Source organism: Streptomyces sp. NBC_00669, from assembly GCF_036226785.1.
In the GTDB taxonomy this organism is placed as follows: domain Bacteria; phylum Actinomycetota; class Actinomycetes; order Streptomycetales; family Streptomycetaceae; genus Actinacidiphila.
Window position 1 is genome coordinate 1,421,410 of record NZ_CP109018.1, and the last position, 23,368, is coordinate 1,444,777.

The window sequence follows — 23,368 nt, forward strand, 5'->3', positions numbered from 1 at the left end:
GCATGCGCTCGGACCTCCCCCCCTCGCGATCGCACGCAAGCCGGCGCACCGTCCTCGCCGGGCTCGCCGGCGCCGGCGCGGCCGCGGTGCTCGGCCCGCTCACCCCCGCACCCGCCGTCGCCGCCGACGACCCCTTCGAGAGCCTGCTCGCCCGTGCCGAGACCCTGATCACCGGCGGGGACATCGACCCGGACGACCCCGACTTCGCCACCGCGCTGCGCACGCTGGACAGTTCGGCCGGCGGACTGTGGAGCACGCTCGACCGCTCGGCGGACCGGACCGTGCTGTGGCCGGACTTCGCCCCCGTCACCGACCCCGACATGTTCGCGCAGTGCTACACGGCCCTGCGGACCCTCGCCGTCGCCTGGGCCACCCCGGGCACCTCGCTGACCGGCAGCCAGGACGTCGCGGACGCCCTGCTCGCCGCACTGCGGTTCCTGCGCGAGCGGGCGTACGACCCGGCCCGCGCGGAGACCGGCAACTGGTACCAGTGGGAGATCGGCTCGCCGCGCGCACTGCTCGACACGTGCGTGCTGCTGCGTGCGCGGCTCACCCCGGACGACCTCGCGGCCCATCTGGCGGCCGTCGACCACTTCGTCCCGAACCCCGACCGCCGCACCAACAGCCCCACGCTCTCCGAGACCGGCGCGAACCGGGCGGACAAGTCCGTCATCGTCGCGCTGAGCGGCCTGCTGAGCCGCGACGCGGACCGGCTGGTCCTCGCCCGCGACGGCCTGTCCGACGTCCGGGACGCGGGGAAGGACAGCCTGTTCCAGTACGTGGCCGCGGGCGACGGCTTCTACCAGGACGGGTCGTTCGTCCAGCACGACGTCTTCGCCTACACCGGGTCCTACGGCAGCGTGCTCCTGAACAGCGCGTCCTACCTGCTCGCCCTGCTCGGCGACTCCGACTGGCAGATCACCGACCGGGCCGTCTCGGTGCTCTACGACGCGGTGGAACGGACCTTCGCGCCGTTCGTCCTGGACGGCCTGATGATGGACCCGGTGCGCGGCCGGGCCATCTCCCGTGAGTACTCCCAGGACTTCAACGCCGGCGCCGACGCCGTGTCCGGCATCCTGCTGCTGGCCGAGCGGGCGCCCGCGGACCGCGCCGCGACCTGGCGCGCGCTGGTGAAGGGGTGGATCAGCCGCGGCCAGGACCACCCGTTCCCCCGGTCGGCGACGATCCCGGCGATCGTACGGGCCAAGGCGCTGACCGCCGACCGCGGCCTCGTGCCGACCGGCCCGGCCGCCGCCCACACGGTCATGGCCGACATGGACCGCGTGGTGCACCGCCGCCCGACCTGGTCCTTCGCGCTCGCCCTGTCCTCGCGCCGGATCGCCCGCTACGAGGCGGGCAACGGCGAGAACCTGCACGGCTGGTACACCGGCGACGGCATGGCCTACCTCTACACCGACGGCGACCGCGGCCAGTTCGCGGACGGCTTCTGGCCGACCGTGAACTCCTACCGCCTGCCGGGCACCACGGTGGACACCCGGCCCCGCGCCGACCTGCAAAGCAGCGGCACCTCCGGCGACCTTCCGGCCAACGCGGTCGCGGGCGGCGCCGTCCTCGCCGGCCGCTACGGCGCCGCCGCCATGGAACTGGCCGCCGAGGGCAGCACCCTGCGGGCCAGGAAGGCGTGGTTCTGCCTCGACGACGCGGTCGTCGCGCTGGGCACCGGCATCACCGCGAGCGACGGCCGGAGGATCGAGACCGTGCTGGAGAACCGCCGGCTCCCGTCCGGCGCCTCCCACCGGCTGCTGGTCGACGGGGTGCCGCAGCCGGAACGGGACGGCTGGCAGCGTGACTTCGACCACGTCCGCTGGGCGCACCTGGAGGGGGTGGGCGGCTACGTCCTGCCATCGGGGGCGGCCCTGCGCGCGCTGCGCGAGGAACGTACCGGCACCTGGCACGACCTGGACGTCGGCGGCACCACCTACGGAAGCACCACTCCCGTCACCAACCGCTACGCCACCTTGTGGTTCGACCACGGCGTGTCACCCGCGGGCGCGACCTACGCGTACGTGCTGCTGCCGGGGGCCGACGCCGCACGGACGGCCGCCTGGTCACTGGCCCGGCCGGTGCGGGTGCTGTCCAACCTCCCCGCGCTGCAGGCGATCGAGGATCGCACGGCCGGGCTGCTGTCGGCCCACTTCTGGTCGGCCGGCGAGGTCGCCGGGCTGGCCTGCGACGGGCCCGGCAGCGTACTGGTGCGGCGCCGGGGGACGCGGGTGTCCGTGGCGGTGGCGGACAGTGGCCGCTCCGCCGAGTCGCTGGCCATCACGCTGCCGTTCCCGGTCGGCGACGTGCTGCGGGCGGACGACACGGTGACCGTCACCACGGGACGGCGCCCGGTGCTCCACGTGCGGGTGGGAGGGTCACGGGGGCACACCCACAGCGCAGAACTGACCTGAGCACCACCGCGACGCGCCGCGCCGTGCGCGCCGGACGGCGGACACGGCGCGGCGTACGACAAGACCACCCGGCGCAGCAGACAGAGAAGAAGAGAAGACAGGACCCCCGCATGCCCGCTCCGTTCCTCCCGCTCCCGCCGACCGACCGGGTGCTGTCGCCCCGCACCGGCTGGACCCGCGCCCACTGGGAAGCGGTCGCCGACCATCTGCTGGACTCCGTCGTGCCGTTCGCCACCCCGGACTTCGCGCAGTACCGGCTGCCGGGGCGCAACTCCTGGTCGGGCGTGGTCTGCGACGGCCTCGAAGGGTACGCCCGGACCTTCCTGCTGGCCGCCTTCCGGATCGCCGGGGCGGGCGGCGCGGTGGACGGGCACCTGATCGAGCGGTACGCGCGGGGACTCGCGGCCGGCACGGACCCCTCCTCCGGCGAGGCGTGGCCGGTGCTCACCGACTGCTCGCAGCAGATGGTGGAGGCGGCCTCGATCGCGGTCGGCCTGCACGAGACCCGGCCCTGGATCTGGGACCGGCTGGACACCGCGGTCCAGCAGCGGGTGGTCGACTGGTTCTCCGGGTTCGTCGGCGGCCGCACCTGGGACAACAACTGGCGGCTGTTCCAGGTCGTCTCCGAGCAGTTCCTCGCCTCGGTCGGCGCGCCGTTCAGCCAGAGCGACATCGACGGCGGGCTGGACCGTATCGAGGACTGGTACCTGGGCGACGGCTGGTACACCGACGGCGACGGCCGCAACTTCGACTACTACGGCGGCTGGGCGATGCACCTGTACCCGCTGCTGTGGGCGCGCATCGCCGGCGCGGAGGACGGCGGGCGGGCCCGGGAGTACCGCGAGCGGCTGGGCCGGTTCCTCGCGGACTACCCGCACTTCTTCGGCGGCGACGGCGCCCCGGTCCACCAGGGGCGGTCCCTCGCCTACCGGTTCGCGGCGACCGCGCCGGTGTGGATGGGGGCGCTCGCGGACTGCTCGCCACTGGCCCCCGGGCTCACCCGGCGGCTCGCGTCGGGCGCGGTGCGGCACTTCGTGGAGCGCGGCGCGCCGGACGAGCGCGGCCTGCTCACCCTCGGCTGGCACCGCACGTTCCTGCCCGCCACCCAGCCGTACTCCGGGCCTGCCTCGCCGTACTGGGCGAGCAAGGGCTTCCTCGGGCTGCTGCTGCCCGCCGACCACCCGGTGTGGACCGCGCGCGAGGCTGCGCTGCCGGTCGAGGAGTCCGACCACTGCACGGCGCTGCCGGTCCCCGGCTGGCTGCTGCACGGCACCCGGCACGACGGCATCGTCCGGCTGGTCAACCACGGCAGCGACCACAACCCGCTCACCGGCCCGGCCCAGGACGACCCGCACTACGCCAAGTTCGGCTACTCCACCGCGACCGCGCCCGAGTCGGCGCAGCACGCGTGGGAGCGCGCCGTGGACGGCCACCTGGCCCTCCTCGCGCCCGACGGCACGGCGTCCCGCCGGCTGCGCATCCACCCGCTGCACTGCGACGGGCGGACCGCCGCCTCCCGCCACGACGCCCTGCTCCCCGGCAGCGACGAGGCGGTGCCGATCGAGTCGGCCAGTGTCCTGCACGGCCCGTGGGAGGTCCGCGTGCACCGCGTCGGCGGCGCGCGGCACGCGGCCGTACGGGAAGGCGGCTACGCGGTCGCCGACGCCGAGCCGCCTTACGTCGAGACCGGTCCGGGCTGGGCGCTCGCCCGCACCGCGAACGGCCTCACCAGCGCGGTGATCGCCCTGCACGGCTGGGACGAGCAGGCCGCGGTCGCCCGCGAGGTCGCCGCGAACGCGTTCGGCTCGCACTCGGCGACGCCGTATCTCTCGCGCGCGGCACGCCCTGAGGGCGCGGGCGCGGACGAGGGCGCGGGTGCGGACGCGGGTGCGGGTGCGGGTGCGGGTGCGGGTACGGACGCGGGTGCGGGGGTCCACGTCACCCTGGTCGTCCTCTCGCAGGACACCGTCGACCCCGGGGCACTGCGGCAGGCGATCCGCTGCGAGGTGCGGGGGGACCGGGTCCGGCTGAGCTTCCCCGGCGCCGACCCCGTCGAGGTCCCCACGCGGTCGTGACGGTCCCCTGCCGTCACGCAAGACGCGCGGGCCGCACCGGAGTTGGCGGCGGGCCGGGGTCGGGAGACGGCCGGGGCCAGGTGGCGGCCGGACCCGGTCAGGTGGCGGAGTGCGGTGTCCGGAGGGCCGGGGGCGGTCCTGCGGCGGTGTCGCGGTCCGCGACCCACCGCACCAGCCCGGCCGCGTCGATGCCGTAGGGCGCCCGGTCCCCGTACGGGGCGAGCCCCTTCGCGGCGCGCTCCAGGAGGGCTGCGGCGCCACGGCTGTTGCCCCGGGCGGCATGGGTGAGGCCGACCGCCAGTTGGGCCAGGGCCCGCCACAGGGCGCGCTCGTCGGTCGGCGCGGCCTTCCACATGTCCTCCAGCACCTCGTGGGCGTGGAAGGGCATGCCGTCGTCGAGAAGGCGCTGGGCTTCGTCCAGGGTCTGCCGGGGCGTGCGGAGGATTCCCTCCGGCTGGCGCTCCACGCCCTGCGCGCCGTAGGGCAGCGGGCGCCCGAGGCCGTCGCGCGGCCGGCTGTTGCGCGCCCGGCCGTCGACGTCCCGGTCACGCCCGGAACGCCCTTGCGCCGCGCCTGAGTCGGTGGCCTGCTCCCGGCGGTCGGGCCTGCCGTGCGGCGCCTCGTCCACCGGCTCGGGGACCGCGCCGCAGCGCTCGCAAGGCGCGGCGGCCGGCGTGGTGCGGACGGCTCCGCACCGGTCGCAGACGCCGTGCGTCCGGTCGGCCGGGGCTCCGTCCTGCGGCGTGTGGTCCATCCGGCAATTGTGCCGCGCGGTGGCGCGCGGGTGGGTCAGCGGCCCGCCGTCCGGAGCGACCGGCTCGGTGGGTGCCGCGGAAGCGGTGCGGGAGGGGCGGTACGGGAAGGGCGGTGCCGGAGGGGGCGCCGGAGAGGCGGTGCCTCGGAGCCGGGGAGATCCGCCGACGCGTACCCGGTCCGCGCTGCTCACCGGCCCCGTCTGTTGAGGGCCTGCACACGGGCGATGAGCCCGGCGAAGGTGAACGGCCCGTCCGCGTGGCCGTCGGTGCCGAGTCCGGGTCCGGTACCGAAGCCGAGGCCCGGGCCGCCGGCGCGCTCGTCGCACGCGACCGTCGCGAGAGGTCTGTGGTCGTGTCTGTGGTCCTCCGCAGTTCTTACGCTCATGGCCACACCCTGACATCCGTCAGGTCACGATGGCATAAAGGTCCGGGCGAAGTGGCCGCTCTCCCCTTATGTGGGGCTCATCCCCGCACCCTGGCGAGGAGTTGGCCGTGCTCGGGGTAGGGGCGCTCCGCCGGCAGCAGGTGCCGGGCGGCTTCCAGTTCCCCGTTCCGCACGTGGGCGTGGACCTCGTGCGCGAGCGCGGTGACGTCGGTGACGGCGACCGTCCACTCGTCGGCGTAGCGGCGCGCGGCGTCGCCCGCGAGGCCGAGTTGCAGCGAACGGTGCGGCAACGGCCGCAGGTGCAGGTCGCGTTCGGGGTCCCACTGGACCCGGGCCGGGGCCCGCTTGAGCTCGCGCTTCCAGGCGTCGTGGTCGGGGTGGAGCGCGGGGTCGTAGTGGGCCAGGCAGGCGTGCTCCAGGGCCCATTCGAAGCCGTCGCGGGTGATCTCGACCGCGAGCACGGTCTCCTGGCCCTCCTTGGTGCCCCACCCGCAGCGGTACATCATCCACAGGAAGGACGGCTTGATCCACGTCATACGGTCCCGCTTCCAGGCCGCGGGGAATCGCCCGTGCCGGACGGCCGGTCCGCCGATCTCCGGCGCGTACGCCTGGTAGACGGTCACCGTCGAGGCCGTGTGCACGGCGCGGATCTGCTGTCGGGGTATGTCCACGCTGCCCAGCCTCGGCGTTCGGAATCGCGGGCGCCACCCTTTTACGTACGGGGTACGGGGTACGGGGTACGGGTACGGAGCAACGGACGAGGTCCGCACGCGTCGCGTAGGGGGTCCGCGCGAGGTCCGGACGAAGCGGTCAACTCCCGCGCGCCCGCAGGCGGCGCAGCATGCGGGGGTCGTCGAAGCCGACCGCGCGGGCGGCGGCCTCGACCGTGGCGCCGTGGCCGATGAGGTGCTCGGCGCGTTCGAGGCGGAGGGCCTGCTGGTAGCGCAGCGGGGTGAGCCCGCCGGTGGCGCGGGTGAACAGTCGGGTGAGGGTGCGCTCGCTCACCCCCACGGCCCCGGCCAGGACCGGCAGCGGCAACGGCTCGGCGAACCTCGCGTCGAGCACGTCCTGGGCGCGGTGCACGGCGTCGTCGAGGTGGGAGCGGTATCTGAACATGGCGCTGGCCTGCGGTTCGTGGCCGTTGCGCCGCGTGTGCAGCACCATGTCCCGCGCCACTTGGGCGGCGACGGCGGGCCCGTGCCGGCCGGCGACCAGGTGCAGGGCCAGGTCGATGCCGCTGGCGATGCCCGCCGAGGTGACCACCCGGTCGTCGGCGGTGTAGAGGACGTCGCGGACCACCACGGCCGCGGGGTGCCGGCGGGCCAGCTCGTCCTGCACCTCGTGGTGGGTGGTGCAGCGGCGCCCGTCGAGCAGCCCGGCCCGGCCGAGCGCCTCCGCGCCCACGCACACGCCGGCCACCGTCCCGCCCCCGGCGTGGTGGTCCCGCAGCGCGCGCAGGGCGGCCGCGCCGATGGCGGGGCCGCCCACCCCGACGCCGGTACGGGGCCCCGCCGCCGGGACGGACACCCGCCAGCCGGGCACCACGATCAGGTCCTCCGGGCCGAGGCGGGGCCACTCGGTGCCGGCCACCACCGGCAGCCCCTGAGCGGTCGGGACCACCGGCCGCTCGGCGACGTAGACGAGCGTGCTGGGGTGCCCGAAGTCCGCGGCCGTGGAGAAGACCTGCGCGGGTCCGGCCAGGTCGAGCAGATGGACCCCGGGCACCAGGAAGAAGACGACGCGGCTCACGATCAGGCCATCATGCCGAACGCCCGCCCACCGCCGCACCCGCGGGTGTGCCCGCCGCCGCGCCCGAGGACGTAGCCGCACCCGCGGGTGTGCCCGCCGCCGCGCCCGAGGACGTAGCCGCACCCGCGGGTGTGCCCGCCGCCGGGTCCGAGCGCTCGGCCCCCGTGCCCGAGCGTTCGGCCGCTTCCTCCAACTGCTCGACGGTCGCGATGGTGGCGAAGCGTCCGGCGAGCGCGTACTCGGTGCGCCTGATGACCTCCTCGGCGCTCAACGTCCGCGGGTCCGCGAGCAGTTCGGCGACGCTCTGCCCCGCGGGCGCGTCGCGGTGCGGGATGGGGTTGGTGGCGGTGGCGTCGACGACGAAGGTGACCTGGTAGCCGAGGTCGCTCGCGACCCGGGTGGTGGTCTCCACGCACTGCTCGGTGCGGATGCCGCAGACGGTCAGCTCGCGCACGCCGTGCCGGGTGAGGAGCTGTTGCAGGTTGGTGGTGGTGAAGGCGTTGTGCGAGGTCTTGTGGAGCAGCGGTTCGGCGTCCAGGCGCCGCAGCTCCTCCATCAGCCGGACGTGTCCCAGCGCCGGGTCGAACGTGTCGCCGCTGCCGGGCTCGGTGTGCAGCACCCACACCACCAGGTCCCCGGCCCGCCGGGCGAGCCGGACCAGCCGGTCCACCCGCTCGGCGATCCTCGGGTCGGAGATGGACTGCCACAGCGGGCGGGCGCGGAAGGACTCCTGGACGTCGATGACGATCAGTGCTCGGGTCATGCCCCGAGCCTGACGGCCGCGCCGCGGACGGCGACAGGCCCCATCGGGTCCGGATGCGGACGGATCAGGTCACCGGGTCCGGGCGGTCCGGTCCTCGGCGGCTCCCGGTGCACGGCCCCAGGGCGGGCTGCGGCACGGGGGCGGTGCCGTGCGGGCTGCGGTGCCGTGCGGGTTGCGGTGCCGTGCGGGTGCGGGTGCGCTACGGTCCGCCGCGGTGCGGCCCGCTTCGGTGCGCTACGGCCGGAGGAACCCGTCGATCCGTTCGCGCAGCCCGGCCGCGTCCAGCCCGTGCGCGGCGATGTGGTCCCGCGGGGACCCGTAGCGGCGCAACTCCTCGCGCCGCGTGCCCAGCGACAGCACCCGGTGCGGCACGTCCGCCAGCGCCCGGCCGGCGAAGTCCGCCGAGGTGCCCGCGAGGTACGGCTCGACCAGCACCAGGTCGGGCGCCGACGCACGCGCCACCGCCTCGCGCACCGTGGCCGCGTCGAACGGCCGTACCGTCGAGGCGTACAGCACGGTCACGTCGCGGCCGCTGGTCGCCTCCAGCACCGCGTCCAGCATCGGCCCGACCGCCAGCACCACGCCGGCGCGGCCCTCGCGCACCACCTGGAACCGTCCCGGGGAGACCGGCTGCGGCGCGAGGTTCGCCTGGTCGCTGAGCCGGACGTACACGAGGTTGTCCCCGTCGGCCGCGGCGTGCCGCAGCAGCGCCTCAGCCTCGTCCGGATGCCCGGGCACGTGCACCGTCCACCCGTCGAGAGTGTCCAGCAGCGCGACGTCGCCCGGGCTCTGGTGGGTGCGTCCGCCGGCCGCGATGTCGTACGAGGCGCCCGCGCTCACCAGCACCGCGCCGACGCCCTGGTGGTTGAGGTCCAGTTTCACCTGCTCGAAGGGGCGCTCCACCAGGAAGCTCGCGAAGGTGTGCACGAGGGGGCGCAGGCCGGTCAGCGCCATGCCGCCGGCCACGCTGACCAGGAGCTGCTCCCGGATGCCGACGTCGATCACGCGGTCCGGGTGCGCCTTGGCGGCGTCCTTGAAGCGGTCGCCGGAGATCACGGCGAGCACGACCGCGAGGCGCGGGTCCTCGTCGAGAAGGCGGCCGGCGACCGTGCCGAAACGGTCACGCATGGTGTCCATGGGGTGCTCCGAGAAGTGGGGTGGGGTGGGGAAGGGGGTTGCGGCTGTCCGGCCGGCGGACCGGGTGGCGGACCGTTTTTACGGGCGGCGGACCGTACGGGCGGCGGACCGTTTTTACGGGCGGCGGGCTCAGTCCTTGGGCTCCACCCGGGCGACCACCGCGTGCGGGCGGCCCGGGTGCGGCGCGGTGAACGCCTCGTACAGCGCGTCGTGGTCCCGCCCGTCCACGGTCAGCGCGGACCAGCCCTCCATGGTGAAGCGGGCGGCGAGCCCGCCCGGCCAGCCGTAGGTCGCGGACTGGTTGTCCACGGCGACCACGTGCAGTTGCTCCAGGCCCATCGCCCCGGCGAACTGCAGCGCCTCGTGGTTGCTGCCCTCGTCCATCTCCGCGTCGCCGACCAGCGCCCACACCGCCGGATCGGTCAGCCCCTGCGCCCGCAGGCCCAGCGCGCTGCCCACCGCCAGCGGCAGCCCGTGCCCGAGCGAGCCCGAGCCGATCTCCACGCCCGGCACCAGGGTCCGGTCCGGGTGGTGGCCGAGCGGCGAGTCGTATCCCCCGAAGCCGGTCAGCCACGCGCGCGGCACGAAGCCCTTCGCGGCGAGCACCGCGTAGTACGCCATCGGGCCGTGGCCCTTCGACAGCAGGAAACGGTCCCGCTCGGGGTCGTCGGCGCTCTCCGGGGAGACCCGCAGCACCCGGTCGTACAGCACCCACAGCGCATCGAGGGTGGAGGTGGCCGCGGGGCCGTGCTTCTCGTCGCCGCTCATCAGCGACATCAGCGGGTGGAGGTCCTGGTAGCCGTACGGCCGCCCGTCCGGGTGGCCGGCGACCGCCTGTGCGGCGGCTCTCGTCGTCGTCATACCCCGACTGTGCAACTTCAAGTCCGCTTGAAGTCAAGCGCTACCCTGGACGCCGTGAGCCTCTCCACCCGCGACCGCCTGACCATCGGCGAACTGGCCGCCCGCAGCGGCAACGCCACCTCCGCGCTGCGCTACTACGAGGAGATCGGCCTCATCCAGGCCGAGCGCACCTCCGGCGGCCAGCGCCGCTACCGCCGCGCCACTCTGCGCCGGCTGGCCTTCGTCCGCGCCGCCCAGCGGATCGGGCTGAGCCTGGAGGAGGTCCGCGACGCCCTCGCGCACCTGCCCGTCGACCACGTGCCCACCTCCGCCGACTGGAGCCGGGTGGCCCGCACCTGGCAGCGCCGGATCGACGCGCAGATCGCCGAGCTCCAGCGGCTCAAGGAGCAGCTCACCGGTTGCGTCGGCTGCGGCTGCCTGTCCCTGACCCGCTGCGGGCTGTACAACCCGGACGACACGGCAGCGCACCAGGGGCCCGGCGCCCGCTACCTGCTGGGCGACAGTCCCCCGGCGCGCTGAACCCCCGCTCGCCCCGGCCCCCTCCCCCGGGGCGCGTCCTCGTATCCGCTCCCCCGGTTCCCCCGGTTTCCCCGGTTCCCCCGGGCTACATCCCCTCGACCTTGTACGGGTCGTGCTCGGCGAGCAGCTTGTCCAACCGGGCCTGGTCCACCCGGCTGGTCACCTGCCCCTCCTGCTGACGGTCCCGGACCACCTTCGACAGGGTGAACGTCGCCGTCACCACATAGAGCAGCCCCACTGCCAGGAACGCCCTCACCCACGCGTCCACCGGCAGGTACGCCACCCCCACCACCATCGCCCCCAGCGCCAGCCCGAACGAGATCGCGGCCTGCGCGGCATACGCGGCAGTCGTCTGCTGCTGCGGAATCACCTTGGTCATGCCTCCACCCTCCCCGCCCGTGACCCGCCCCACATGAGTACGCCTACTCAACCCTCCCCCTGCCCCGTCCCCACGGTGCGAGCGACCACCTCCCCAAGTGCGGTATTGTTTCCCTGCGCGATCAACCCGGGGCCCGCCCCGGAAGATCAAGCACCGGGACGTGGCGCAGCTTGGTAGCGCACCTGACTGGGGGTCAGGGGGTCGCAGGTTCAAATCCTGTCGTCCCGACAGACGGGGAAGCCCGCTGGCGGAGCACATCGCTCCAGCCCAGCGGGCTTCTTCGCGTCCACGGGCACGCCACCGCGCGATCCGCAGACGCCGCGGGGCTCCAGTGGCGAACGGAGTTCGCCGGTTCAGTGGCGGGCCGGGGCGGAGATGCCGGTCCCGCCCGGGAGGTCGGCTCCGAACTGTGCGATGACCGCGTCCAGGTCGAGCGGCGTGAAGGCCTCGCGGTCCACCTCGTCGATCCTTTCGGCGGGCACCAGCCAGCACACTTCGAACTCCAAGTCGTCCGGGTCTTTGACGTAGAGCGACTTGGTGGTGCCGTGGTCGATCTCGTAGGCCAGCGCACCTGCCCGCAGCAGCTTGTCGCGGATCTGCCGGAGTTCGGCCAGGGTGTCCACCTCCCACGCCAGGTGCGCGAGCCCGGGGTGTCGGCCCGGGCTCTGCGGGGAGGCCGGGTCCGCTATCTGGAGGAAGGCGAGGTCGTGGTCGTTGGAAGACCCCTCGGCCTGCACGAACGCGCCCTCGGGCACCTTGCCGCCGTCGGCGTGGAGGCGGAAGACGGTGCGGAACTTCAGCAGGTCGGAGTAGAAGGCGACGCTGCGTTCGACGTCGCGGACATAGAGCACGGCATGGTTGAGACGCTGGACTGGCATGTCGCTCCTCGCTTGGTTACGACTAGTGCGTAGCCCCACCATAGGGAAGCAACGAGGCGTCACAAAAGGCACATTGATGTGCGCAAAGCACATCAATGACCCTGACCGTCCCGCTGTCCCGCCCCGTCTACGCCGCCGAGGTGCCCCGCATCGAGTACGCGCCGAGTACGCGTCGAGTACCCAATTGACGCCACCGGGCGGGCGGATCAGGCCGCGGAGACGGCGCCGGGTCCGCGTTCGTCGCTGTCCGCCGTGAGTTGGGCGCGCGCCCCCGCGCGGACCCGCACGAGCCCGCTCGTGAAAGCCCGAGGCCAACCGGACTTGGGACGGGGAAGCGGGGGCGATGGCGGAGGCGATGGCGGGCCGGGCGGCCTCCTCGGAGAGGCTTCCTGAGGCGACGTCTGGTGCTGGCAGGGGCTCCCCGTCGATGGGTCCCGGTTCTGTGCGCCCGGGAGCGCCCGGGGGCGGCCGGGGGAGGCCGGGGAGTTCGCCGTCAGGGGGTGGTGTCCGGCCCGGCGCTACGGGGCACCGTCGCCTCCCCGTTCGTCACGGGGGGTCTCGTCCGCGCCGGTCTCGTCCGTGCCGGCCACCGGCGCCGTGAGGTGTTCGAGGGTACCGGTGACAGCCAGGAGGCGGTCCAGCCGCGTGCCGCGCTCGTCCAGGTGGAGGCGGACGCCGGCTTCGCCGGTGCGGCGGCGGATCATCAGCAGGGCGGACAGCCCCATGGTGTCGACGGTGCCGAGTTCGGCGCAGTGCAGGTGCAGGTCGTCCAGGTGCGGGTGTTCGGCGAGCTTCTCCGTCACGGCGGCCACGAGGCGGTCGGCGTTGTCGTAGTCGAGGTCGCCGTGGAGTTCGATCCGGACGGTGTCCTCGGTGTCGACCGTGGTCAGACGCAGATGGGCGGGGGGTGTCATCGTCATAGGGGCTTCCCGGCGATGGTGCGAGGGGCGGTGGCGAACGTGTCGAGGGCCTGTTCGAGGATGTTGACGGCCCGCGGGAAGTCCTTGAGCTCGCGGGCCAGAATGCCCAGGGCCGGCGGCAGGCTGTGCGCGGGGACGCCGCGAGCGGTGAGTATCCCGGCGGTCCAGGTGACGAACCCGGTGAAGAGCGCCGCGTCGCCCAGGTAGAGGGCGGTGGCGAGGAACTCCACGATGTGCGCGAGGTCTTCCGCCGTACGCTCCCGCTGTGCCGCGCTGTATCCGCGCATGGCGGGGAACGCCTCCTCCAGGGAGGCGAGGACGGCGCGCACGAGCGAGGCGCTGTTGCGGGTGACCATGGTGTATTCCTGGTCGGCCAGGTGCGGCAGGTCGTCGGCCGGCTGGTGGTCGGGCTGCGGGCGGGGCAGCGGGCCGCGGGCGAGCCGGTCGGCCGCGGCGCGGGCGTCGGGCGCCCAGGCGTCGGCGCCGAGCAGGCGGGCGTAGCGGCCCCCGGGTCCGAAGGCGGCTCCTCCGACCAGCACGGGTACGCCGATGGCCTGGCAGGCGGTGATCGCGGCGTGCGCGGTGGGCAGCCGGACCGCGATCGAGCCGGACAGGGCGACCGCGTCGGCGTCGGTGCGGTGCAGGTGGCCGACCAGGTGCGGGGTGGGGACCTGGGCGCCGAGGTAGTCGACCTGCCAGCCGCGCAGGGTCAGCACCTCGGCGAGCAGGCGGGCGGGCAGGGCGTGCCATTCCCCGTCGACGCAGGACACCGTGATCCGGCCCTGGTCGGGCGCGGTGTCCGGGGCGGCGTGCAGCGTGAGCGCGGTGACGACCCGCTCGTTGATGGCTGTCGCCGCGTGCTCCTGGGCCACGCTGAGGCGGTTGGCGGCCCACTCCTCGCCCACCTTGCCCTGCACCGGGGCGATCACGTCCAGCAGGAGGGTCTCGGGGTGCACGCCGTCCGCGAGCGCGCGCAGCACCACGTCGGTGGCCCTCCGCTCGTGGGTCGCCACGACGGCCTCCCACAGCTCGTCGACCAACCGCTCGACCACACCGCTGTCCGGAAGGCGGTCCCGTGTACTGGTTCTCATGCAACGCATCTGCCCTGAATGCGCGCGTTCACCGCACCCCGCGGCCCGGCGCGCGGCCGCCGGGCCCGTGCCGCCGCCTCCCGCCGGGCGCACGCGCGGCCCGGCGGGCCGGAGCCCGGCGGTCAGGAGGTGCGGTGTTCACCAGGTGCGGCGTTCACGAGATGCGGCGTTCACCAGGCGCGGTGTTCACCAGGCGCGGCATCACGCGGTGAAGCGGCCCCGGGTGTGGCCGTTCACCGCGATGAGATGGTGGCTGCGGGGCGCGGAGATCACCACGACAGCCATGTCGTCGTGGGAGCCCTTCCCCACCCACTCCGAAGCGAGCATCTGGACCCGTTCGACGACGCTCTCGGCCGGCATGCCCGCGCACTCCGACAGGGCCCGCTGGAGGCGTTCCTCGCCGAACTGCGTGCCGCCCATCGGTCCTCCCTTGGCCTCGGTGATCCCGTCGGTGTACAGGACGCAGGACTCGCCGGGCGCGAGGGTGATGCTCGCGGTGCGGGCGGGCGCGCTGGGCAGGGCGCCCACCAGGGTGCCCCGGGTCCTGGCCTCCTCCACCGCGCCGGTCGCGCGGACGATCAGCGGGCTCGGGTGACCGGCGCTGGTCAGCCGCAGGCCCACCCCGCTGCCCTCCCGTACCGCGGAGGCCAGCACCAGGGTGGCGAACCGGCTGTGGCGGGAGTTGAGCAGCGCGGTGTTGAGCAGGCCGATCATCCGCTGGTGGTCGTCGGCCATGGGCAGCAGCGCGTGCAGCGTGTTGCGGATCTTCCCGGTCAGCACGGCGGCTTCCAGCCCCTTGCCGCACACGTCCCCGAGCGCGACCAGCGACGGCTCGCCGTCGACGACGGCGGGGTGCACGTCGTAGAAGTCCCCGCCGATCCGCTCGTGGTCCGCCGACGGCCGGTAGCCGCCGGCGAAGTCCACGCCGGAGACCTCGTGCAGCGACGGGGGCAGCAGCTCCTGCATCAGCGTCTCGGTGATCGACGACTGCTCCGCGTACAGGCGGGCGGCCGACATCGCGACGCCCGCGCGGGCGGCGAACAGCCGGGCGAAGACCTCCTCGTTGTCGGTGAACGGCGCATCACCCGAACGGCGCAGCAGGACGAGCGCGCCGGCGGGTACGCCGTGGCCGGGCAGCGGGGTGACCACGATCGAACCGGCCGGGCCGAACCCGTCAGGCACCAGCCAGTCGGGCGCGGCCGACGGGTCGATCCACCGCGAGGGCATCGGCGGGAAGCCGCGCAACGCCTCGCCCAGGCCGGGCACTTCGTCCGGGTCGACCGGCGCGTGGGTCCGTACGGTGTCTCCGCCGCGCAGGCAGGTCACCATCGGCAGTCGGGTCCCGCGGGCCGGCGCGACGACCAGCGCCGCGTCGGCGAGGTGCTCCGAGGCCAGGTGCGCGATCACCTCCATGCAGCGGACCATGTTGAGCGAGGACAGCAGGGTGCTCGACGCCCTGGTCAGGAACGCGGTCTGCTCACGCTCCAGCCGCAACGCCTCCCGCACCAGCCGGAGTTCGGTGTCGTCGACCAGCCACCACACCACCGTGCCGTCGCCCTGCGCCCGCGGGTACGCCTCGAAGCTCCGCTCGCCGATCAGGCCCGAGAGCGGTTCGGCCGCCGCGGAGCCGGCCGGGCGGGGGCGGGGCGCCCGCACGGCGTTGTGCGCGGCGGACAGCCAGTCCGGCGCCCAGTCCGCGAAGCGCGTCCCGGGGCGGGCCCCTGGCAGCAGCGCCTCGGCGGAGTCGTTCCGCACGACGATCGTGTCCCGGCCGTCAACGACCAGGACGGGATAGGGGGCACGGCGCCACGGAGAACCGTGTTCCGGTCCGGCGCCGGTCTGCGCTCTGGTGGAGACCATATGCTGAGGACCCGCTGTGCGAATCCCTCACCTCATCGACTCGACGAAATCGTTGCCACCCGGCAACCATCCTGCATGTCCCGCCCCGATGGCAACCGGCCCCCGTCCCAACGGCGCGCCGCACCGGAGGCTTTCGGCACCGCGCGGGCGCGCTCCGGGCCGGCTCCGGACCACGCCCGGGTCAGGCACGACGGCGCCGCCCGCCTGCGGGACGAGGGCCGAGGGGCCGGGGCGGAAGGGGCCTGGCGGAAGGGCCCGGCACCCGCCCCGGACCGGCCGTGCCGGCTACACCAGAGGGAGCACGGCCGAGATCGTCTTGCCCGCGCGGTGGGTGACGACTGTCACCTCGTGGGCCAGCCGGCAGACCATCTGCCAGCCGTACCCGCCGATCCTCGGCATGTTCTCGGCCGCGTCCGGTCCGGACGGGCTGACCGGGGGCTCGGGGCTGGCGTCTCCGACGTACAACCGCAGCGCGTCCCCGTCGATCTCCGCGGAGAACCGGGTCAGGCCGCCGCCGTGCCGGTTGGCGTTCGTGACCAGCTCCGACGTGACCAGCAGCACATCCGCCACCACCACGGTCTCCCTCCAGTCGGCCGCCGGAGCGCAGAAGCGCCGCTCCAGCAGAGCGAGGACCGCCGCCCGCGCGTCCGCGCTGGACCGGGGAAGCGCGCTCGGCGATCCCGCGGCGCCGCCGGACCCGATGCCCGTACCCGCGCCGTGCTGATCACCTGCTGCTTCCCCGCTCACTGGGGGCCTGTCTACCCGGTGCGCGCAACGGCACGCCACCGGGTTCCCCGCCGTCACCGAGCGCGCGCCGTCAATACGCCATCGCCTCCCGCAGGCTGTCCGCCAGGACGAACGCCGAGGCCGTGTTGGTCACGTCGAGCAGCCGGCGTACCGCCAGGCTGGGCCCCGCGATCACCAACTCGACCTCCGTGGCGACGTATGCGGCTCTGGCCTGGAGGAGGGTGTGCAGCACCGAGGAGTCCGCGAACTCCACGTCCGAGGCGTCCACCACGGTGCGCCGTCCACCGGTGTCCAGGCCCCGCCGTAGCGCGTCCGACATCGCCGCCGTGCGGGACTCGTCCAGATCGCCCGCGATCCTCACCATCCACACCCCGCCGCCTGCGGCCCAGGCGGACACCTCCGCGCCCTGCCCCGCCATACCTGCCTCCCCAACCTGTCGCGGTCTCTTCGCACGGTGCTCGGGACGATACCCCGGGCCGATCATCCGATGCTTCGCGGGGAACGGGTGTTTGAAAGTCCAGCGCCGGTAAAGACGGTCGCTGTCAGGGATCGTCGGAAACGGAGAAAGAGCGCGTCATGGGTATTGTTGCCTGGATCATCATCGGACTGCTGGCGGGCGCCATCGCCAAGGCGCTCATGCCGGGCCGCGACCCGGGCGGCATCATCATCACGATGGTCATCGGAATTCTCGGTGGACTGCTCGGCGGATGGCTCGGGAAGGTCATCTTCCACGTGCACTCCATCAACGGGTTCTTCCACCTGTCCACCTGGATCGCGGCGATCGCCGGGTCGATGATCCTGCTCGCGATCCACCGGGCCGTCACCAACGGCCGACGCGCCTGACCGGCGCACCCCGGCGGGTCCGGCCCGCGCCCTGACACCCGGCTCCGCCCGTGTCCGCGCGCCTGACCGGTCCGGCACACCCCCCGCGTCGTCGACGTCCCGGGGACGCCGGGAACCGAGGTTCCCGCCTCAGGGGCTCATCGCATTTCCCGACCGCCCGGTAGCGCGGGCGTCGGCGTACCACTTGTCCGCACCACGGGTACTGCCTCGCCTGAGTTGTCACAGGAATCCCCTGAATCGGCCGGCGACTCCCGGGCACACCAATTCTCGGAGGTTCACCATCATGGCACCGTTGCTCATTGTTCTCCTGCTGGCACTGATTCTCATCGGTGCGGGTTTCGCGGTGAAACTGCTGCTGTGGATCGGCATCGTGGTGCTGGTCCTTTGGGCGCTGGGATTCCTCCTGCGCTCGACCGGATCGGGCGGCAACCGCGGGCGCTGGTACCGCTGGTAGACGAAGCGTCACCGCGCTCGCGGTGACCGAACCCGCGGCCCCGCGCGTGCCCGCCCCGAGGAACATCTCGGGGCGGGCACGCGCGCGTGTGCGAGGGTGAGGGCCGCCGCACGGGCGCTCAGGCATCCTGACGCCCCGTCACCCCGGCCGGTGCCAGGCGGTGCCCCGACGCCCCCGCTGCCCTTGCTGCCCCCGGTGTCCCCAACACCCCCGACGCCCCACCGCGCGGGTGTTCGGTGTCGAGGAGAGCTGCGAGGTCGGGGCACCCTCCACGAGTACCAGGTCCGCCGCGGCGCCAGGCTCCATTCGCCCGCGGTCGGTGGGGCCGGACCGGTCGGTGGGGCCGGACCGGTCGGCGGTACGCCGCGCCACCGAGCTGAGCGCCCCGACCGGACTCAGAGCGCCGGCCCGAGCGGGCGCGGCTCGTCGTGCGGGCCGGCGCCGTGAGCGAGGCCCGGGGCACCGAGGTGGGGACACCGAGGTGGGGTGCGCCGGTACCGGGGAGAACCTCGACGCCCGTGGCGTGCAACGGCCCGACCGAGCGCAGGCCGTCGGACAGGTGGACGTTCCAGTCGAACCGGCAGCGCGCCGGGCGACTGCCCCGTGTCGATGAGGCGCCGGCGTCGCCGGGCATGGATCGCCCGGTCGCCGATGCCCAGGAGCCGGGCGACCTCGGCGACCTCGGCGACCTCGCTCCCGGGTGCGACGAGAGCGACGAGAGCGAGAACCCTCGTGGAGGGACCCGGGAGTGACGTCAAGCCGCGCCACACGCAGGCATCGGGCCGGCCGCCCGTCATCCGGTGAGGTGCGGCCGAGCGCAGTAACACACGAGTAACGCCCTTCGACCGTACCTTCGGTGAGCCCTGGTACCCCACGTCCGAGGACCGCTCAGTGCCCGATCCCTGTCCACCCGACCCGACTTCCGCTCCCGCCGACCCACCCGGCGGCGCCGACCAGCCGCTCGCCGTGGTGGACGGCGGTGAGGAGCCGTGGTCCCGACTGCGCGCCGCTCTGGAGCGGCGCCGCGCGGCGCTCCCACCGGGCGCGCTGCTCGAGGTCTCGACCTCCCACCCCGAGGCCGTTTGTGCCGTCCCGGCCTGGTGCGCCCGCAACGGTGACCGGCTGACCCGCACTCACGACGGCGACGCCGTCGCCCGCTTCGTCATCCGGATCGGCGCGCACCCGGAACCCGGTTCCGCGGGACAGGCCCTGTCCCGCGACCCCCATGAGTAAGCCCACTCCGCCATCAGCAGGGAGACACCGCATGTTCCGTCGAAAGTCGGCCGACCCGCCGCGGGCCGGCCGTCAGCCGCAGTGGCGCGGCTTCGCCCGCAGACTGCTGCCGCCCCTCGTGGCACTGGCGATAGCCGCGGGGCTCGCCGTGGCCGCCCCGGCCGTCGCTTCGGCTGCCCCGACCGCCGCCCCGGCCGCCGCCCCGGCCTCGGCTCCTGCCGCCCACCCCACGCACGAGCTGTGCGCCAAGCCCACCAAGCCGCGCCAGATGGCCTGTCTGGCCGTGGTGCGCGACGACGTCGCGCCGCTGCGCGGCGTGCAGCGGCCCAACGCCGCCGGTACGGACACCGCCCCCTCGGGCCTGTCGCCCAACGACATCGACAGTGCCTACGACCTGCCCACCGACACCGGCGCGGGGGCCACGGTCGCGGTCGTCGACGCCTACGACGACCCCGACGCCGAAGCGGACCTGGCCGTCTACCGCAGCCAGTACGGCCTGCCGCCCTGCACCACCGCCAACGGCTGCTTCCGCAAGTCCGACCAGCGCGGCGGCGTCACCTACCCGGTCAGCGACAGCGGTTGGGCCGGCGAGATCTCGCTGGACGTGGACATGGTCAGTGCGGCCTGCCCGCAGTGCCACATCCTGCTGATGGAGGCGGACTCGCCGACCACCGAGAACCTGGGCAGCGCGGTGAACGAGGCGGTGGCGCTGGGCGCCGACTACGTCTCCAACAGCTACGGCGGCGCGGAGTACGCCGGTGAGGCCGCGGACGCCGCGAAGTACTACGACCACCCGGGAGTTGCGGTCACCGTCAGCTCCGGCGACAACGGATACGGCAACGAATTCCCCGCCGCTGCCTCCCAGGTGACCGCGGTCGGCGGTACCTCGCTGGTCAAGGACGCGAGCGACCCGCGGGGCTGGCGCGAGAGCGCGTGGAACGGCGCCGGCAGCGGCTGCGCGGCCTACGCTCCCAAGCCCTCCTACCAGTCCGACACCGGTTGCGCGCAGCGCACCATCGCCGACGTGTCCGCGGTCGCGGACCCGGCGACCGGTGTCGCCGTCTACAACACCTGGGCCGGCGCCGGCTGGGCGGTCTACGGCGGCACCAGCGCCGCCGCGCCGATCATCGCCGCCGTGTACGCGCTGGCCGGCACCCCGGCCACGGGCGACCACCCGGCCGCCTACCCGTACGCCGACCGCAGCGGCCTGAACGACGTGGTCGACGGCAGCAACGGAGGCTGCGGCAGCTACCTGTGCACCGCGGGCACCGGTTACGACGGGCCGACCGGCCTCGGCACCCCGCACGGCACGGCCGCCTTCGGGATTCCCGGCGCGCACGGCGAGATCACCGGCACGGTGACCGACGCGGCAACCGGCAAGCCGGTGCCGGGAGCGACGGTCGCCACGTCCGCGGGCACGGTCTCCACGGGGAAGGACGGCACGTACCGGCTCGGCCTGCCGGTGGGCCGGTACGACCTGAAGGTGACCGCCTACGGATACGCCGCTCGCACCCTGGACGGGGTGTCCGTCACCGACGGCGGTACCACCGCCGAGGACGTCGCCCTGACGTCGGAGCCGATGGCCACGCTCAGCGGCAAGGTCACCGACGGCAGCGGGCACGGCTGGCCGCTCTACGCCACGGTGGCCGTCGGGGGCCGCCCGGGCGCACCGGTGTACACCGACCCGAAGACCGGCGCGTACAGCGTGCGGGTGCCGCAGGGCTCGGACTACACGCTGCACGTGAGCGCGGTCGCGGCCGGCTACACCGCGGCGGACGACACCGTGACCGTCGGCACCGCGGACACCGTCCACGACACCGCGCTCGCCGTGGACGCGACGGCATGCGTCGCCCCCGGCTACGCCGCCGCCTACACCGGGTTGAGCCAGACCTTCGACACCGGCTCGACACCCACCGGCTGGACCGTGGACACACCGCGGACCAGCGTCGCCGGCTGGACCTTCGACGACCCCGCCACCCGCGGCAACCAGACCGGCGGCCGGGGCGGCTTCGCCATCGTCGACGGCCAGTACGCGGGCCTCGGCCTGTCCCTGACCACCACGCTGACCAGCCCGTCCACCGACCTCAGCGGCCAGGACGCTCCGGTGCTCGGCTTCCGCTCCGACTACAACGAGGCCTACGGGGGCTCCGCCTACGTGGACCTGAGCCTGGACGGCGGCACCACCTGGAGCACCGTCTGGCACCAGAGCCACGTCGGCGGCCAGATGGAGACCGTTCCGCTGCCGCAGGCCGCCCACCAGCCCAAGGCCCAGATCCGGTTCCGCTACGCCAACTCCTACGACTACGACCGGTGGTGGCAGGTGGACGACGCCTACCTGGGCACCCGGGCGTGCGCGCCGGTCACGGGCGGCCTGGTCATCGGCCGGGTCACCGACAGCAACACCGGCAAGTCCGTGGACGGCGCGAAGGTCACCAGCGCCGACCAGCCGCTGGACTCCGCCACGACCGCGCCGACCGGCGCGGACACCGCGCTCGGCGACGGCTTCTTCCAGATGTTCTCCTCGCTGACCGGCAAGCACGCGCTGAAGGTCGCCGCCGCCGGCTACACGACGGCGTCGGTCCCGGTGACCGTCAAGGCCGACGCCGTGGTCAGGGCCGGCACCGCGCTGGCGGCGGGCCGGCTCACCGTTGGCGGCCCGGTGACGCGGAGCGTCGCCCTGGGCAAGGCCGGCACCGGCACGTTCACCGTCACCAACACCGGGACCGCCCCGGCGAGCGTGCAACTCGGCGAGCGGGACGGCACCTTCACCTCGCTCACCGGTACGGTCAGCAGCCCCGCCTCGACCACCGCCCCGGCCGGACCCGCGACCCAGCGGATCAAGGGCCACTACGCCGGGACACCGCTCGCCCGGCGCGCGGCGGGCCCGGCCGCCACCCCGAGGACCGCCTCGCCGTCCGCCGCGCCCTGGCAGACCCTTCCCGACCTGCCCAGGGCGGTCCAGGACAACCTGGCCGCCTCCCTCAACGGCGTGATCTACTCCGTCGGCGGCACCCGGGGCGTGGACGCGGTGCCGGACGGCTACGCCTACGACCCGGCCACCGCCACCTGGTCATCGATCGCCGACCTGCCCGTCCCGAGCGAGCGCCCGGTCGGCGGCTTCATCGGCGGCACGCTCTACGCGGCAGGCGGCTGGGACAGCACCGGCCGGCCGATCACCAATCTCCAGGCGTACGACCCGGTGACCGACACCTGGTCGCAGAAGGCCGCGATGCCGCACCCGTACGCGGCCGCCGGCGCCGCCGTGCTGGACGGAAAGCTGTACGTGGTCGGCGGCTGCGACCAGAGCAACTGCGGCCACACCGATGTGCAGGTCTACGACCCGGTCTCGAACACCTGGTCCGTGGCGGCGTCCTACCCCGCCCCCACCTCGTGGCTGTCCTGCGGCGGTCTGGACGGCGCGGTCTACTGCGCGGGGGGCCTGGACCTGAGCAGCGTCAGCACCACCAAGGGCTGGGTGTACGAACCGGGCTCCGACTCCTGGACCCCGCTGCCCGACCTGCCGATCGACCTGTGGGGCAGCGCCTACGCCACCGCTGACGACCGGCTGGTCGTCTCCGGGGGTGTCACCTCGGGCAGCACCGTCCTGACCAACCAGGGCTTCGCTCTCGACCCGCAGACCCGCACCTGGACGCCGCTGCCCAACTCGAACGCGGCCACCTACCGCGGCGGGGCGGCCTGCGGCTTCTACAAGGTCGGCGGCTCGGTGGGGCCGTCCCAGATCGCGCCGGTCGCGGAGGTCCTGCCGGGCTGGGACCAGTGCGGCTCGGCGGACGTCGACTGGCTCGGCGAGACACCCGCGAGCGCGAACCTCGCGCCGGGCGCGTCGGTGAAGATCGCCGTCACGGTCAACTCCGCCGTGGTGAGCCAACCGGGCACCTACGGCGCGCAGCTGACACTCCGCCAGAACACCCCGTACACCGTCGGCCCGGTCGACGTGACCATGGACGTGACCCCGCCCAAGAGCTGGGGCGAGGTCACCGGACTGGTGTCGACCGCGCAGTGCGACGGCACCACGACCCCGCTGCCCGGCGCACTGGTGCAGATCGACGGGGCGGCCGGCAGTTGGACGCTGGCCACCGGTGCCGACGGCCGCTACGCACTGTGGGCGGACCGGAAGAACAACCCGCTCACCGTCATCGCGACCGCCGGCGGGCGGCAGCCCCAGACGGCGAAGGTGAAGATCACCGCGAGAGGTGTGAAAACCGCGGACTTCGCCCTCAAGCCCGTCAACTCCTGCGGCTGAGACCGCGGGTGGCCGGGTGCGGCGGGAACGTCCCGCCG

At 74.1% G+C, this 23,368-nt stretch carries 20 protein-coding genes, 1 tRNA gene and 1 pseudogene; 8 read left to right on the forward strand and 14 right to left on the reverse strand.

The annotated features are described in order from the left end of the window. Positions 1 to 2 precede the first annotated feature (2 nt). Both OG896_RS05685 and OG896_RS05690 read left to right on the forward strand, forming a co-directional pair. Positions 3 to 2,417 carry a polysaccharide lyase 8 family protein gene (locus tag OG896_RS05685; protein ID WP_329362974.1) on the forward strand — a complete coding sequence of 805 codons (2,415 nt, stop codon included), beginning with the start codon at positions 3 to 5 and terminating at the stop codon, positions 2,415 to 2,417. Positions 2,418 to 2,527: 110 nt separating this feature from the next. Then, positions 2,528 to 4,492, forward strand: coding sequence for a DUF2264 domain-containing protein (locus OG896_RS05690; RefSeq protein ID WP_329362976.1), 1,965 nt, complete (start codon positions 2,528 to 2,530; stop codon positions 4,490 to 4,492). Between the two features lie 97 nt (positions 4,493 to 4,589). Here OG896_RS05690 and OG896_RS05695 read toward each other — a convergent pair whose 3' ends face one another. The 7 genes and pseudogenes from OG896_RS05695 to OG896_RS05725 form a co-directional block, all read right to left on the reverse strand. Continuing rightward, positions 4,590 to 5,246, reverse strand: coding sequence for a DUF309 domain-containing protein (locus OG896_RS05695; RefSeq protein ID WP_329362978.1), 657 nt, complete (start codon positions 5,244 to 5,246; stop codon positions 4,590 to 4,592). A gap of 188 nt (positions 5,247 to 5,434) precedes the next feature. Continuing rightward, entirely contained in the window at positions 5,435 to 5,632 is a 198-nt protein-coding gene (locus tag OG896_RS05700; protein WP_329362980.1) for a hypothetical protein, read from the reverse strand. A gap of 77 nt (positions 5,633 to 5,709) precedes the next feature. Beyond that, positions 5,710 to 6,303 (reverse strand): DUF4291 domain-containing protein, encoded by a 594-nt coding sequence (locus tag OG896_RS05705; protein WP_329362982.1) that lies wholly within the window; start codon positions 6,301 to 6,303, stop codon positions 5,710 to 5,712. 139 nt (positions 6,304 to 6,442) lie between these two features. After that, positions 6,443 to 7,381, reverse strand: coding sequence for a GlxA family transcriptional regulator (locus OG896_RS05710; RefSeq protein WP_329362984.1), 939 nt, complete (start codon positions 7,379 to 7,381; stop codon positions 6,443 to 6,445). A gap of 175 nt (positions 7,382 to 7,556) precedes the next feature. After that, positions 7,557 to 8,144, reverse strand: a pseudogene (locus OG896_RS05715) (cysteine hydrolase family protein); the annotation flags it as partial. Between the two features lie 234 nt (positions 8,145 to 8,378). Then, on the reverse strand, positions 8,379 to 9,281 hold the full coding sequence (locus OG896_RS05720; protein ID WP_329362986.1) for a transketolase family protein: 903 nt from the start codon (positions 9,279 to 9,281) through the stop codon (positions 8,379 to 8,381). A gap of 129 nt (positions 9,282 to 9,410) precedes the next feature. Further along, positions 9,411 to 10,142: a transketolase gene (locus tag OG896_RS05725; RefSeq protein WP_402444858.1), complete on the reverse strand. Its 732-nt coding sequence runs from the start codon at positions 10,140 to 10,142 to the stop codon at positions 9,411 to 9,413. A gap of 54 nt (positions 10,143 to 10,196) precedes the next feature. Here OG896_RS05725 and soxR point away from each other — a divergent pair, with 54 nt between their 5' ends. Further along, a complete protein-coding gene (gene soxR, locus OG896_RS05730; protein ID WP_329362989.1) occupies positions 10,197 to 10,661 on the forward strand; it encodes a redox-sensitive transcriptional activator SoxR in 465 nt (154 codons plus the stop codon). A gap of 85 nt (positions 10,662 to 10,746) precedes the next feature. On the opposite strand, the gene OG896_RS05735 is transcribed toward soxR, so the two are convergent. Then, positions 10,747 to 11,040 (reverse strand): YiaA/YiaB family inner membrane protein, encoded by a 294-nt coding sequence (locus OG896_RS05735; RefSeq protein ID WP_328471618.1) that lies wholly within the window; start codon positions 11,038 to 11,040, stop codon positions 10,747 to 10,749. Between the two features lie 154 nt (positions 11,041 to 11,194). On the opposite strand from OG896_RS05735, the gene OG896_RS05740 reads away from it, so the two are divergent. Further along, positions 11,195 to 11,268, forward strand: a tRNA-Pro gene (locus OG896_RS05740). Positions 11,269 to 11,393: 125 nt separating this feature from the next. Here OG896_RS05740 and OG896_RS05745 read toward each other — a convergent pair. The 6 genes from OG896_RS05745 to OG896_RS05770 all read right to left on the reverse strand — a co-directional run bounded on the left by OG896_RS05745 (position 11,394) and on the right by OG896_RS05770 (position 16,954). Then, positions 11,394 to 11,918 (reverse strand): VOC family protein, encoded by a 525-nt coding sequence (locus tag OG896_RS05745; protein WP_329362991.1) that lies wholly within the window; start codon positions 11,916 to 11,918, stop codon positions 11,394 to 11,396. Between the two features lie 518 nt (positions 11,919 to 12,436). Beyond that, positions 12,437 to 12,838, reverse strand: coding sequence for an STAS domain-containing protein (locus OG896_RS05750; RefSeq protein ID WP_329362993.1), 402 nt, complete (start codon positions 12,836 to 12,838; stop codon positions 12,437 to 12,439). Then, the gene (locus OG896_RS05755; RefSeq protein ID WP_329362995.1) at positions 12,835 to 13,929 is read right to left on the reverse strand and encodes a cobalamin B12-binding domain-containing protein; all 1,095 of its coding nucleotides are present in this window, start codon (positions 13,927 to 13,929) and stop codon (positions 12,835 to 12,837) included. Before OG896_RS05755 ends, OG896_RS05750 begins: the two co-directional genes overlap by 4 nt. A 201-nt stretch (positions 13,930 to 14,130) precedes the next feature. Then, positions 14,131 to 15,789 carry a PP2C family protein-serine/threonine phosphatase gene (locus OG896_RS05760; RefSeq protein WP_329362997.1) on the reverse strand — a complete coding sequence of 553 codons (1,659 nt, stop codon included), beginning with the start codon at positions 15,787 to 15,789 and terminating at the stop codon, positions 14,131 to 14,133. Positions 15,790 to 16,074: 285 nt separating this feature from the next. After that, positions 16,075 to 16,536 (reverse strand): ATP-binding protein, encoded by a 462-nt coding sequence (locus OG896_RS05765; protein ID WP_329362999.1) that lies wholly within the window; start codon positions 16,534 to 16,536, stop codon positions 16,075 to 16,077. A 70-nt stretch (positions 16,537 to 16,606) separates the two neighbouring features. Continuing rightward, the gene (locus OG896_RS05770) at positions 16,607 to 16,954 is read right to left on the reverse strand and encodes an STAS domain-containing protein (RefSeq protein ID WP_329363001.1); all 348 of its coding nucleotides are present in this window, start codon (positions 16,952 to 16,954) and stop codon (positions 16,607 to 16,609) included. 158 nt (positions 16,955 to 17,112) lie between these two features. Between OG896_RS05770 and OG896_RS05775 the strand changes: the two genes are divergently transcribed. From OG896_RS05775 to OG896_RS05790, 4 genes are all read left to right on the forward strand, one after another. Then, positions 17,113 to 17,379 (forward strand): GlsB/YeaQ/YmgE family stress response membrane protein, encoded by a 267-nt coding sequence (locus tag OG896_RS05775; RefSeq protein WP_328471521.1) that lies wholly within the window; start codon positions 17,113 to 17,115, stop codon positions 17,377 to 17,379. Positions 17,380 to 17,662: 283 nt separating this feature from the next. Further along, positions 17,663 to 17,833, forward strand: coding sequence for a hydrophobic protein (locus OG896_RS05780; protein WP_329363004.1), 171 nt, complete (start codon positions 17,663 to 17,665; stop codon positions 17,831 to 17,833). A gap of 891 nt (positions 17,834 to 18,724) precedes the next feature. Continuing rightward, positions 18,725 to 19,066, forward strand: coding sequence for a sulfurtransferase TusA family protein (locus tag OG896_RS05785; protein ID WP_329363006.1), 342 nt, complete (start codon positions 18,725 to 18,727; stop codon positions 19,064 to 19,066). Positions 19,067 to 19,097: 31 nt separating this feature from the next. Beyond that, positions 19,098 to 23,330: a carboxypeptidase regulatory-like domain-containing protein gene (locus OG896_RS05790; protein ID WP_329363008.1), complete on the forward strand. Its 4,233-nt coding sequence runs from the start codon at positions 19,098 to 19,100 to the stop codon at positions 23,328 to 23,330. Positions 23,331 to 23,368 lie beyond the last annotated feature (38 nt).